Raw genomic sequence first — 14162 nt, 5'->3', positions numbered from 1 at the left:
ACCTTAGAAGCGGTAGCCCAGACCCGCCATATAAACCAGCGGATCGATATCCACTTTAGCGGTGATATTACCCACACCCGGTACCTTGACGGTGGCATCGGTATCGATATCCATCCAGAACACGGAAACATTGAACAACCAACGCTGGTCAGCGCCAAAAGCGAAGTCGACGCCAGCTTCTGCAGCCAGGCCGAAAGAGTTATCCAGGGAGAGCTTGGCGTCCCCAGTGGCATTAAGCAGCTCTTCAAACTTCGCATCTGCAGTGCTACTAATTTCCTCATCGAAGAAAGCGGTGTAGTTCACACCGAGACCAACGTAGGGCTGGATTGTGGACTGAGTATCCATCGGGTACCACTGCACTAACAGAGTCGGCGGCAAGTGCTTGGTTTCACCCAGCTCAAAAGTGTCTCCGAGGCCTTCAGCTTGAATTTCATGAGTGAAAGGAGTTGCGGCTACCAGCTCCACACCCCAATGATCGCGGAACATATACACACCGGTCAGGCCCAATGCAGAGCCATTATCCACATCAACACCAGTATTCGGGACAGCATCCCCATTGGCAAAAAGTGTGCTGGAACTGGTGTCGGGCGCTACAGTGGCCATACCACCACGCAAAATAAAGCTACCCTCTTCGTAGGCCAGTACTGGGGCAGAGAGTACGGCGGTCAAGGCGGCTGCTGCATAAGCAGTTTTACGATTCATCAACTTCTCCATATAGCGATTTGGCATTTTTCCCGACTCAGGAAGGGCCCCCTCCAGGCACAATCACAAGTCGCAGGAAGGTTAACCCCTGGCTACAAAAACGGGCTTGATCCAAATCAAGCTGTCGAATTTAGTAGATTTAAAACCAGCAGTTCACCAGCTGCAGTCATGTAACCGGGCTTGAAATCAGGGCACGTCCCAAGGCGGGCGGAGGAAGATAGCGAGAGCGGCGCGGCTAAGGAATGGTGACAACTGAGCTATTTGATACCTCTTCTCCATTTTGCGAACCAGTACCAATTTTTAGCGTTAGGTGACAGGCATACCTCACCGGTGCGCCTGTCATTTTGATACAGTTCCCGGGTCTTGCTTGGGCACGGAAAACCTATATCAATTGAACACACAATTTACCAGGTCAGGGTTCCAGCGGGCCTGCGGAACATATTCTGAATACTGGAGAAGTCGAGCTGTTGATTTTCTTCACTCGCCCCGTGAAGCTGATACAGGTTTTTGGCCAGCGCTCCCATAGGCGTAGAAGAGGCGCTGGTGGAGGCCGCATCCATTGCGAGCCCCAGGTCTTTCAACATTAGCGCTACACTAAAGCCACCTGCATACCCCTTTGCTGAAGGTACATTTTCCATGGCGCCAGGATAAGGGTTGTAATTGGAGAGCGACCAATTATTGCCTGAACTCTCCTGCATAATCTCACTGAGGACCCTGGGGTCCAAACCTTTATCCACACCCAACTGTAAAGCCTCTGCAGTGCCGGTCATATGAATCGCCAACAGCAGATTGTTACAGATTTTGGCTACCTGCCCCGCACCAGCCCCACCCGCATGAAATATTTTCTTTCCCATAGCCTCTAGAACTGGCCGGGCCGAATTCACAACTACCTCATCGCCACCGCACATAAAGCACAGTGAGCCAGCTGCCGCTGCCGCAGTCCCACCGGAGACAGGTGCGTCAATCGCACGTAATCCTCGCTCATGCGCAGCGCTACTCACAGTAGAGGCATCTTCCGCGGATATCGTTGAGCAATCGATAACCAGGGTGCCAACCGGAAGTTGTTGCAAAAGGCCCTGATCACCGAGGTAGAGCCCTTTGACAGCCTCACCACTGGGTAACATCGAAATCACAACATCCGCACCTTCAGCGGCCTGAAGTGCTGTATCACAAGGAATACAGCCATCCTTATGGGCTTGAACCAATGCCGCGGAATTTAAATCGAAAGCAGCTACTCTGAAGCCTGCCTTTGCCAAATTGGCAGCCATAGGGCCACCCATATTACCCAGACCAAAAAAGGCTATTTTTTCCATAAAAGCCACTCCGTGTTTTGTTGTTTATATTCCGGGCATAAAGCGGCCAGGACGCTTGTAACAGGCTTTCTACAAATCTATCAACGGATGATCGCTATCCCAGGGACCCACAAAGCAATCTGCCACTTGCTGAGAATTCATTTCCCCTAGGGATGCCGGTTGCCATTTAGGTGCGCGATCCTTATCAATCAACAGGGCACGTACCCCCTCCTTAAAGTGTCCGCTAGCGCAAAGATTAACTGCCAGATTCAACTCCATACGGAAAACATCGGCAAGAGACAAATGGCGTGCCCTGCGCAACTGCTCCCACACTATCCAGGGTGTTAATGGCGAGCCTCCCGCCAGGGTAGCAGCAGCGCGCTGTAACCATTTATCCACTCCCTGATACGTAGTGACAGCCGCACAGACCTCCGGCAGAGTCGAGAAATCCGTGAGCTGTTGAATTTGATCATAATGCTCGCGCAACGCCGATTCCGGCCGCTGCAGAGGAGATAGTTCGAGCCCTTTAAGGCAATCACCCACCAGCTGATGATTCACGGTGCAATCCGCAACAAAATCCAGCACCGATAGGGACTGTAAAACCGACTCACGCTGGTCTTGGGCAATAATTCGGTCCGCCATCCCTGCAAACAGGGCGTCGGCACCATTAAACTGGGCACCGGACAGGCCGAGGAAAAGCCCTAGACGACCGGGCATACGATTAAGGAACCAGCTCCCCCACATCGGGAAACAGGCCAATGGTAATTTCCGGCATCGCCATTCGCGTAGTTTCAGTCACAATGCGATGGCTCGCACCAGCCATAATGCCGATACCGCCTCCCATCACAATACCCCCACCCCAGACCACTATCGGCTTGGCATAAGTGTGTATCTTGTAATCCAAACGATATTCACGGGAGAAAAAATCAGTGGTATAGCGATAATCCGGCACTTCACCATAAGATGTCGACTGCTGATATAGCGCCACTACATCACCACCGGCACAGAGGGCCTTATCGCCACGGCCCTCAATCCAAACCGCCGCTATATCATCGTCTTCAGCCCAGGCGTCCAACTGGGTGGACAGCAGATCAATCATCTGCAGATTCAAGGCATTCAGTGCCTTGGGCAGGTTTAGGGTCGCGACCGCCAATGCGCCGCGCCGGGAAAACAATACCGGGGAATCCTGATCCATTGTTATCCGTCTTATTGCTCTTGTACTAGTTAGCGTCGCAGTTAAGCACATATCAGATTCGACGTCAGCCACACGCGAGTACAGCGGTGACAGGCACTAAGGTGCAGTTGCACTTTTTACGCAAACTGATAAGTTGCGCGCAAAATCTGAGCGATTGCAACACCCAGTTACGGAACCCCAAATGGCTGAATACGTATACACCATGAACCGGGTGGGCAAAGTAGTGCCCCCCAAACGCGAAATTCTGAAGGACATCTCCCTGTCTTTCTTCCCCGGCGCCAAAATCGGCGTACTCGGCCTCAACGGCGCCGGTAAATCCACCTTATTGCGCATTATGGCGGGGGTCGACCAGGACTTTAACGGTGAAGCCCGCGCCATGCCGGGTATTAAAGTCGGCTACCTGCCCCAGGAACCGCAACTCGATGCCAGCAAGACCGTGCGCGGCAACGTAGAAGACGGTGTACGCGAAGCCATCGACGCCCTCGCCGGCCTGGAACAGGTCTACGCCGATTACGCCGAGCCCGATGCGGACTTCGATGCCCTGGCTAAGAAACAGCAACAGTTCGAAGATATTATCCAGGCCTGGGACGCCCACAACCTGGAGCACCGCCTGGAAGTCGCCGCAGACGCCTTGCGCCTGCCGCCCTGGGATGCAGACGTCAACAACCTGTCCGGCGGTGAGAAGCGCCGTGTGGCCCTGTGCCGACTGTTGCTGTCCCGCCCGGATATGCTGCTGCTCGACGAGCCCACCAACCACCTGGATGCGGAATCCGTGTTCTGGCTGGAGCGCTTTCTGCACGACTTCACCGGCACTGTGGTAGCCATCACCCACGATCGCTACTTCCTCGACAATGTTGCCGGCTGGATTCTGGAGCTGGACCGCGGCCACGGCATCCCCTGGGAAGGTAACTACACCACTTGGCTGGAACAGAAAGAAAAACGCCTGGAGCAGGAGCAGCGCGGCGAACAGGCGCGCGCCAAAGCCATGCAAAAGGAACTCGAGTGGGCCCGCCAAAATCCCAAGGGCCGCCAGTCCAAGAACAAGGCCCGTCTGTCCCGCCTGGAAGAAATGCAGTCTCAGGACTTCCAGGCCCGCAACGAGACCAACGAAATCTACATTCCGCCCGGTGAGCGTCTCGGCGATAATGTGATTGAGTTTAAAGAGGTGAGCAAAGGCTTCGGCGAGCGCCTGCTGATCGACAATCTGTCTTTCCGTGTGCCCAAGGGCGCGATTGTGGGTATCGTCGGCGGTAACGGTGCCGGTAAGTCCACCCTGTTCCGTATGATCAGCGGCACCGAGCAGCCGGACTCCGGCGAAATCAAAATCGGTGAAACCGTTAAGGTCGCTTACGTTGAACAGGGCCGTGAGAATCTGGACGACAGCAAGACCGTATGGGAAGCCATCTCAGACGGCCACGATATGCTCAAGATCAACAGCTATGAAGTGGGTTCACGCAACTATGTTGGCCGCTTTAACTTCAAGGGCAGCGACCAGCAAAAACGCGTAGGCGAACTCTCCGGTGGTGAGCGCGGACGCCTGCACCTGGCCTACACCCTAAAGCAGGGCGCCAACGTACTGCTGTTGGACGAACCCTCCAATGATCTGGATATCGAAACCCTACGCGCCCTGGAAGAAGCTCTGCTCAACTTCCCCGGCTGCGCCCTGGTAATCTCGCATGATCGCTGGTTCCTAGACCGCGTCGCCACCCATATCCTCGCCTATGAGGGTGAGAGTGAAGCGGTCTTCTTCGAAGGTAACTACACCGAGTACCACGAAGACTTTGTGCAGCGCAAAGGTGAGGATGCAACACCTCATCGGATGCATTATAAAAAGCTTAAGACTTGAGAATAAAAAAGCCCGCTTCTGCGGGCTTTCCGTCACTTATTGTAAAAAGCGTCTATAAATTACAACATTATCAACCTCAGCCAAGCTACCAATTTATATCCGCTAAAAAATGGTCCTGAGTAAGCAAACCCAAACTATCCTGACAAAGAGGAAATTCGCAACTCAAATACCACTTTTAGATATCTATATCTAGCAAACTTGGCGCCAATTTTTCAGCTCATTAACTATATGAAAAAATTCTATAACTCTTTACTAAAAAGTGAAGCCGCCCCAAAATTTCGAAAAAACTACAAACATCAAATAGGTTAACATCAAACTTACACATATTAAGGCATAACACCATAAAATGTGCTTACCTATCACTGAAAAGTTTTCTCATGAAAGGCCTCAAACATACCCACAAATTTATAAGCCGTATCCACACCAGCACTAAAACATTAAAATCCTTAGACTTTAAAAGAAAAACCCAAAAAAGATAGGATTATACAACACATTAGAATGGCGTCCTTGAGGGCAAAAAAAACGAGATAGGCACAAAGGGAATAGGAGTGAAATAGCACCTGAGAGATCAGCAAATCTACCAATAAACAGAAATTATCTTAGGGTAAACAAGCGCATTAAGGGCTCTTTAAATTTAGAAAAGTCCAAAAAATTCATCAGACAACCCTTCGAAAACTAGGAATAGTCTGCTATATATTTCCCTAGAGAGTTGATAGTAAACTAATATAGGCTTTTTAAAAACGGACTGAGGTACTTAAGCAAAACTAGGCAGCGCTCTAGCACTAATGCTGATGACACCCCTAATTAGCCACCTTGACAACTGAAACACTTATCGATATGAAAAGCCTCAGAATAAGTCAATGAAACGTCAATCCGTCTTAACATCTAATAGAATGTAGATTTAATTTGGCGGAACATCTACACGAGCTTCTGGTCCAGCATGGATATCGGTTTCGGCATTCATTTAATTCACTCCTAACAATAATAGTTAAACACTGCTCTCACCAGAGGCAAAATTTTGACCAACGAGAATAAGTCCTCGCATATTTGGTACGTTCGAACAATTTTACCTCTGGAAGTATCAAACCTTTACATTAGACCCTTTCAGTTGGTGGGTCAATACGCGCCTCAGGACCAGCTTGAATATCTGTTTCAGTATGCATATTAATTCTCCATTATATTGATTGGGCATTGCTATCCATCATTTATTCTCAACATGATAGATGGTTCAAGCTTAACTCGAATACAATAAAACATGCTATAAACCAGCCTCGATTATGGGTGAGCGATCACAATTAATGTATTTGCGTGCCTTCGTATACTACCTATAGTCATAGCCATAGTCTTAGGATCTAACGCTGCCAAGCTCTCATCCAAAATTACTAGTTCTGAACCTTGCAAAAGCGCACGGGCAATAAACAATCGGCTCATCTCCCCGTGGGATAATCGCCAACCCATTTCTCCTACGGTCTGCAGTATCCCCGCAGGCATTTTATTTAACAGGGGAGTCAGGCCCAACTCATCACAAACTGCATAGGCCTTTCGCAAACTCTCTTGCGTTGGTGGCCACTCATTCCCCATCAACAAATTAAATAGGAACGAGTCACCAAGTACATGATTTTCATGGAACTGAGGGGAGGAAGCTACGATTCGACGCCATTCATTCAAACCAAAACTGGCTCTATCGTACCCATTTAATAACATCAGTCCGTCACTTGGCTCATGGATACCTGTAATAATATTCGCTAAAGTAGATTTGCCTGACCCTGAAGCGCCTTGCAGTAATATACGATCCCCAGAATATATATTCAGTGTACATCCGGCCAGTATTGACCTGCCTTTTCCAGAATAGCTGAAACACAAATCCTTCATGGAAATGAAAGGTTGATTAGCTGTAAGCGTTTTCACACTATTTGCTTGCACGGTCCGAAACAAAGTGTGTGGTTGTGGTATTTCAAGGGCAAATAGCTTTCGTACGTTTTCCCAAGCTAAAAGGGCACTCAGAGCACTGGTGAAACCACTCATACATTTAAGCACTGCACGGTAGCCGAGTAGCACACCACCAAAGGCCACTGCTAGCTGAGCACTACTCACATCACCACTAATGAATACCGGTAACAATCCCACTACCCCAAATAAGAGCCACATGCGCGGTAAAAGAGCTACTAAGCGCACCATGGTACTATCTACGTCTGTAGAAGCTTGCAGGTAATTACTCAGCTCCCGATCTTCACCACGATGCCAATCCACCGGAGCTTGCTGGGCAAGGCGAGTGCGATGACCCAACATCTTTTCAATTAAGCGATCTGTCATTGATAGCCGCTGGACAACCCAGCTGCGACGACTTTGGTACTGGGCACTCCCCAGGACAATCGCCACAATGAAAAACAAAGGCAAAAGCAATAGATATATATGCCCTCCTGCACCTATCAACAATACAAAGACAGCCATAAGTAGCTCTGTAGCCCCTAACACCAAAAGGAAACTTCCCTGTAACGCGTTAGACTCAATATTTTCTGCATCATAAACACGCCCTAATACTTGGCCAGTGCCCATATGGCGCAAACGGTCTGGGTTGATACGCAGGGCGCTAGCAAGTAATCGTCGTTTTAGGAGTGCTCCGCTTTCTATCGATATAGAACCGCGTAGATGTAAGGTAAACAATGACAGAGGAACTTGAGAAGCCATCAACAATATCCAGGCAACAAGCCAGCCCGTATCGATATAGCCACCCAATACGGCACGTCCAATGACCCACCAGCTGGCCAAGAAAAAAACCATTTGTGTTGCGTGGCAGGCCAGCATGCCTAAAAATTGCCAGTGCTGGCTTCGCAAGCGTAACTGTTTCCAAACAGAGCGATGTGCAGGCTGGCGCAGTAACCAGCAACCTTCAATGCGCACCCCTGCCAGATTCTCTTTAAGTAGAGCCTCGGTCGCACGCGCGCGTCGTCGCTCCCCAATATTAATACCATCAAGTAAACGCGCTATACGCTCACGCTGGAAGGTCACTTGTCTATGACTGAACTGGGCCTCCACCTGACTAAGAGAATTTTGAACCACTTGCAACGTTGGGGTAAGTAAACGCAATTGACGGCGATTCCCCCCACATAAGGCGGCAAAATACTCATCCTCACCAAAATTTAAGCGAACCAATGCAGGTGAAGCCTGTAACAACATCTGGCTCAACTCGCTATAACTACAACTAACTTGCTCGACCTGTATATCTAGAGCTTCCGCACTCGCTTGTAGACGAGTGTTCGTGTCCAACTCATTATCTGTTGAAGAGTAATCCAGTATTTCCGGCTCCAATCCACAATGCCGGGCTAACGCCTGTAAGGCAGAATCTAGTTGAGAGGCAGGCCAACAACGGGAGCGGAGTTTGTCGCTTGAAATTTCAGAATTCATGGACCACCTCCGCGGACTGCCTTTCTTTTGGCTGTATCAGCTCCTCGTTCTTAATGGGCCTTTCTACCTCTGACAGGCTTCCTGCAGCCATGCGCAAGTAGCGCCAATCACTACTCTGCCAACACTCTTCCCATGCCTTTTGTTCAGAAACTACTAACCGCGCATAGTGGGAATCCCTACGGGATTTCAGCTTTTTAGGTGCGCCGTCCTCTATAATACGCCCATCCTTTACTACCAGCACACGGGGAAAATCCTGCGTCTCAGAAATATCGTGGGTAATGCAGATCAAAGTGGTATCTTTCCAAATTTGTCGCACACGCCTAAGAAGTCGCTGACGCTGTTCACGATCCAAACCTCGAAAAGGCTCATCCAAGATTACGCAACAGGGGTTTTCCTTTCCCAGGGCTCGCCCCAGGCGTACGCGTTGGCCTTCTCCACCGCTAACAAGTGCACCACTTTCGCCAAGGGTACTTTGTAATCCATCTGACAGCGAAGCCACTAGCTTGAGTAGATCCGACTGCTCAAGAATTGGATACAAGGATTTATTAGGGCTGTTGCCGTAATTCAGGTTATCAAGGAGGCTACTATTCCAAAGCTGGATAGCGGGGTCTACCCAAGTACAATGCATGCGAAATTGAGCCAGAAGCTGGCCTTGCAGTTTCAAGCCATTCAAGAGCAACTGTCCACTGGAAGGTTTATGCCACCCTAACAAAAGGCCAGCAAGACTGGACTTTCCCGCGCCGGACTCACCAACGATAGCGACATGTTCTCCTGGAACAATATTCAGGTTAATACTATCAAGAATGGTGCGACCGCTGACCTGGACACTGACATTTTCGAAGCAGAAATGTGCCGGTTGCGTCAGGCAAAAGCTCTCTTCTTTCTCATTGTCATCCGTTACTCCTTCCTCTGTTTTATCATTAACCGCCAGTAAAGGTTCTAAGGCGCGCAGTAAAGTATTTCGCTGTCTTGGATACTCCCGCATTAATACGGCAATATCTTCTCCCAGAGGTGGAAGGGCTAAAACCCAATAAATCAATAGCAATAGATCAGGGCTCGCTCCACGAACTTGGATGCAGTAAGCCACCAGGGTACAGACAAGTACACAATTTATAATCATCTGCACTGCCTGGCTGTTTAATTGCAAATGCAGAGAAAGATAACTGGACTTCACCCACTCGGTAAGTAAGCTCCCATGCTCTTTGCGCACTGACTCGGCAGCACCATGAGTTCGAATCGGAACAAGCCCTAAGAGCGCATCCATATAAAATCGAGCTAAGGCACCCGCATGTGTCTGGACACGCATGTGATGATCGTTAAGTAAAGGCTGGAACACCAGGGGAATCAATACCTGGACAGCGACCATCAGAATTACAAGCGGCGCAGCAGTCGGCGCAATCCATATAATTCCAGCAGCCGTAGCAAACAAAGAAACTACTTTAAAAAGAATGCCACCTCCCAGCACAGGGAGTTCTCGTAATGCACTAATACGGTGACTGCGCTCGGCAGTATCTGAAGTTGGGCGACTCTGAAAAAAGTGATCCGGGATACGCGGCAATGCTGTGAGAAAACGCATACGAAAACGGTTTTCCAAGTGCCTCCCAATCATCAGTTGAATCTTTGCTGCAGGATACTGAATGAGAACTACAGTCAACATAAAACCCAGCAATAGCACCACAGTACCCGTCCGCTGTATTTCAGTACCCAGCTCACTATGGATATCGATCAGCCCCCGAAAGAGCAACGCTTCGGCCATTAAGCCAAATACGGCTCCCATCATCGCCAGGATAACTATGAGTGGAGCGAGTAAGCCATCATCCCGCAACATTCCAAACAGCTCCTGCAATGGACGAACAGGAGGCTCCTCTAAAGCTCTGGATAAGTTCTCAGAGCTTGGTTTCACTTCAGCATCTTTACGTAAGCCTTTAACACTTACTATTACTGCACCGCTGAACTCCAATTGTTCTGGAAACTGTTCGAAAGGTGTATTTAAGTCAGTACCAGGTGGACAATGAGGACGGGCACACCAATAACTCTCTGGCACCAAATTAAAAGCATCAGCAGAGCTTTGGGAAAATTCATCCACCAGCTTTTGTAGTATCCCACTAACTTCGCTTCCTCTGCGTAATGCCCCAGAGGACACCAGGGCGGTCAACATACGGACAGATGCATCAAGAAACGCTAAAGGTAGCCAACTGTCTGACTTCAGTGCAAACTGACAAAACTTCGCACAGAGTGATTCGGAAATTTTTAAGCGAACTATTCTTGTGCGAAGGGGATTCATAAAGTCATCTCCTCCCGCCCAGGCGCGCCACCCCTGGGGGGAACACGCATAGTATGAATATGCAATTCTTCGAGGAAGCGATGAACATTGGGCCAACATCGGCCACTGGCTGGGTCCATTACCTGTATAACACTACCGTGATTACGCCAGGCAACAACAAAATGAGTATTCCCATTAGGTAAACGCACAACCACCAGCCCAGGTAAATAACCAGGAATATCCATTAGCAAGTGGTCTTTTGGTACGACCATTTGAGCCGCATCTAATCCTAATTCAACAGCAATTTTTTCCAGCGTATTTATAGAAGTACCATCCACATCGGTCTGGCAAGCATCGCGCAAGTGGCCATAGTGGACATTGACTCCAAACCCCTCCAACAGGCTTTTCAGAGATGCCGGACCACAGTCCATATTAGATGTCTGTACAATTTCAGGCACTAGCCAGCGGATTTTCTGCCTCACTGAGAAAACCTCGCATTGATTAGCTTACTATCTGGCTCCCCTGTCAACATATCTCCAACTCGCTGTAGTAGCAGTTGATAAGGAGTTTTTATCCCGGTAGCAACTTCTACTCTCGCGGGCAGGTCATGCATTAATGGTAGTTGTTGGGGCACTTCGCCTTGAAGAGATAGCTCGACCAAAATTCGATCTCCATGAACAGCACTGGCAACCCTCTCTACACGAGCATGAAGCTGCCCATAGCGCGCCCAGGAAAAACCATCTAGTTTAACCCGGGCACTTTGCCCTTCACGAATATGCCCTAAAGCCATGGCCGGAGGAAAAAAGGCTTGCACGCTAATCATGCCTTTTGCTTGCATTGTGGCAATCTGTTGGCCAGCAACCAGAACCTCTCCCTCACGAATATCCGCTAAAGAAGCGAGCTTACCCGAAATTGGAGCACGTAACTGTTGCTCATCCACAGCCAAGTTACTCCGCTGTATGCGGGTATCCACCTCTGCAAGCTTACTTTGAATATCCGCCCGACGCTGCTTTAACTCACTAAGAGCAAGTTGATATTCACTGGCAATTTCCTCAGACCGATCAACGGTCGCCTCAATTTGGGCTTCTGAAGCCAGAGTTGCCATAGCCATTTGCTGGTAAGTTCGCTTTGCTGCCAAATAATCCAATTCAGAGCTTTGCTGTTTTTTCAATAATCGCTCATAACGATCTGCCACATCAGCCTGTATCCTCTGATTACTTATCTGAAGTTGGTGCTGCTGGCGAATGAGTTTTAACTGCCCGTTGAGAGCTTTATTATCTTTTTCAAACTTTTTATCCAGAAGGGTTTGTTCCCGCCCGATCGCCTCCAGCTGTATTGCAAGGCTCTGGGAAATTTTATGATTCCCATCCAAATCAAGATCATACGCAGCAGTATCAAGCTGTACCAATATATCTCCCCTTTTGAGGATATCCCCCAGAGAAGCCTGGATAGACACTACTCTCCCTGTTCTTTGGGTGCTCACATGTACGGTATTTTGCTCCTGCTCAAGCCTGGCTTGATCACTAACGCTGTATGTAGTGATATCTTTTGTCAGAAACCAAACTATCCAAGCCACCATCAGCGATATACCAAGAGCTGTAGCCCATGCTAACGAGTAAAAAGTATCCGCAGAGATAGATCGAGTTGTATTAATGAAGGGGGTTGGCAATGCGATTCACCTAATTTGTACCAACTATGGCCAGTACTATTTATATTTCACCTTTATATGCGTACAGCCTTTGACTGTTTATCGCGGAACCAAATCTAAATGCCCTATAACAGATAGTCAAATTCGATAAATATTGAACTATCCAACTAACTTATCGCTGTCTTTCTTGCCTATATGATCAAAAATCCAACATTGCACAAAAATAAATTCACATTTATCAAATAGTAAAATTCTAAAAATTTCTTATAGAGACGACCTACTGAAGAACTGTTATTAAAGTTAGAAATTAAAAAACATAACTTACTTTTATATTTTTAATCTAAAGCAGCCTATTAAAACCTAACCTTACAGTCATTTTCCTAACTTGTATGCCGCTCCCCTACTCGAACAATTTCTCCCCAACCAATACATAAATGAAATCGATAGAACAGAAAAACACGTATATTTTTTACACCTCACTAAATTAATCGTCATGGAATCTTTAGAGCAAAAAAACCTATGCGTTAGTACACGGGCTATTCCATGGTGGCTGGTGCTGGTGGCGGGTTGCCCAAAGGCTGGTCGCAACTTGACACCGCACCTTCAGCTCTACCCCGACAGGTTTGGATGAAAAGCACCATCTAATCCACCCCGGTATTGGTATCGAAACTTTTATTGAATATATAGTCAGCGTCATTGAATGGGAGGAGCTTGACAATATCATCTTGGTTGGCCATAGCTTTGCCTGTATTACTGGTACAGCTGAGGCAGACAGAGTCAGGAAGCGCATAAAAAGCTAAGCTACCTAGATGCAGCAGTTGCCCATAATGGGCACTGCTTCTATGAACAGTGACCAGATCCGAACCGGGCTATGAGGCTGGCCCAAGCTAAGCTGGCAAGGGGTACTGAGTGTTTCCTAACCATACCTGCCCAGTCATTTAATATTATAAAACCCAAGGATATAGCCTGGGTTGAGCGCCACCTGACTCCCCATCCGGTAAAAATCTATCTTGACCCAATACATCTAAGTAAGCCGGAAAGATCTGGGCTGCGTATATGTTACTTGTACAAATCCTGTACACTCCTCTCGCGCACAAAGTCGAACATGGGCAAAAGCTGGCTGGCTGGCTGGCTGGCTGGCTGGCTGGCTGGCTGGCTGGCAAATGATAGAAATCACCACAGGCCATAGCGCCCCTATTACTAATCCTGACATTGTTAGCAGTCTTTTACTAAGCCTATAGCCATGCTTTATTAACACCTATATTCTCACCTGTTCGATACCCTCTTCTTTTTCCAAAGAACGCCAAAGCAGCATTCAAGGTCAACAGCTATAATGTAATCAGCTGAGATTTTCATATTGAGAATTATTGAGAAATGTATCTATCGGCTAGCCAGTCATGAAGTTATATCAGCCTTATATCAGCTTAAAGCATCTAATCAACATCACCCTTTCTGGTAGAAGCACATGCCCAGCTGCAAGATATTTATAGAGTCCTCAAAACTGGTTCCAGATTCTGTGCCAGCCATATTTAATGAAATTCTTATCGAGGGGCTTGAAGCCAAAGGAGAGCATGCAGTTACAGCGGTGGTTGAATCAAATTATGTAGAACCCGCTGGCTGTTATATCGAAATAATATGCAGTAAAAAGCCTGCACGCACACATGAAATATTGCAAAAACTTGCTATCCGGATTGATGAAACAGCAAGAAGGATTTTTCAAATCGAAGATCCTATTACAGTAAGAATTTTATTGTTTGATGAAGACTTAATGTCGGGAATCAACTAACATTTTGACCACAAAAATAACCATT

At 48.1% G+C, this 14162-nt stretch carries 8 protein-coding genes and 1 pseudogene; 2 read left to right on the top strand and 7 right to left on the bottom strand.

Annotation, left to right across the window (positions count from 1 at the left end; all coding sequences use genetic code 11):
* Window positions 1-3 precede the first annotated feature (3 nt).
* From P3339_RS03130 to P3339_RS03120, 3 genes and pseudogenes are all read right to left on the bottom strand, one after another.
* Entirely contained in the window at window positions 4-702 is a 699-nt protein-coding gene (locus P3339_RS03130) for an OmpW/AlkL family protein (protein ID WP_040629129.1), read from the bottom strand.
* Between the two features lie 404 nt (window positions 703-1106).
* Window positions 1107-2015: a 3-hydroxyisobutyrate dehydrogenase gene (gene mmsB / locus P3339_RS03125; protein WP_282952405.1), complete on the bottom strand. Its 909-nt coding sequence runs from the start codon at window positions 2013-2015 to the stop codon at window positions 1107-1109.
* A gap of 69 nt (window positions 2016-2084) precedes the next feature.
* Window positions 2085-3093: pseudogene (locus P3339_RS03120) on the bottom strand (enoyl-CoA hydratase/isomerase family protein).
* A gap of 277 nt (window positions 3094-3370) precedes the next feature.
* On the opposite strand from P3339_RS03120, the gene ettA reads away from it, so the two are divergent.
* On the top strand, window positions 3371-5035 hold the full coding sequence (ettA, locus tag P3339_RS03115) for an energy-dependent translational throttle protein EttA (protein ID WP_020414493.1): 1665 nt from the start codon (window positions 3371-3373) through the stop codon (window positions 5033-5035).
* A gap of 1275 nt (window positions 5036-6310) precedes the next feature.
* Here the strand turns inward: ettA and P3339_RS03110 are convergent.
* Genes P3339_RS03110 through P3339_RS03095 form a run of 4 tightly spaced genes read right to left on the bottom strand, consistent with a single transcriptional unit; the run spans window position 6311 to window position 12282 of the window.
* Window positions 6311-8440, bottom strand: coding sequence for an ATP-binding cassette domain-containing protein (locus tag P3339_RS03110; RefSeq protein ID WP_282952404.1), 2130 nt, complete (start codon window positions 8438-8440; stop codon window positions 6311-6313).
* Window positions 8430-10724: an ATP-binding cassette domain-containing protein gene (locus P3339_RS03105; protein WP_282952403.1), complete on the bottom strand. Its 2295-nt coding sequence runs from the start codon at window positions 10722-10724 to the stop codon at window positions 8430-8432. Before P3339_RS03105 ends, P3339_RS03110 begins: the two co-directional genes overlap by 11 nt.
* Window positions 10721-11185, bottom strand: coding sequence for a cysteine peptidase family C39 domain-containing protein (locus P3339_RS03100; RefSeq protein ID WP_282952402.1), 465 nt, complete (start codon window positions 11183-11185; stop codon window positions 10721-10723). The genes P3339_RS03105 and P3339_RS03100 overlap by 4 nt, the downstream gene beginning before the upstream one ends.
* Window positions 11182-12282, bottom strand: a complete 1101-nt coding sequence (locus tag P3339_RS03095; protein ID WP_282952401.1) for an HlyD family secretion protein — start codon at window positions 12280-12282, stop codon at window positions 11182-11184. The genes P3339_RS03100 and P3339_RS03095 overlap by 4 nt, the downstream gene beginning before the upstream one ends.
* Window positions 12283-13816: 1534 nt before the next feature.
* On the opposite strand from P3339_RS03095, the gene P3339_RS03090 reads away from it, so the two are divergent.
* Window positions 13817-14137: a hypothetical protein gene (locus tag P3339_RS03090; protein WP_020414487.1), complete on the top strand. Its 321-nt coding sequence runs from the start codon at window positions 13817-13819 to the stop codon at window positions 14135-14137.
* Window positions 14138-14162: the final 25 nt, after the last annotated feature.

It is taken from the genome of Microbulbifer sp. MLAF003, from assembly GCF_030012965.1.
Lineage (GTDB): Bacteria > Pseudomonadota > Gammaproteobacteria > Pseudomonadales > Cellvibrionaceae > Microbulbifer > Microbulbifer variabilis.
The sequence above is the reverse complement of the archived record's forward strand: the minus strand, read 5'-3'. Positions and strand labels throughout refer to the sequence as shown.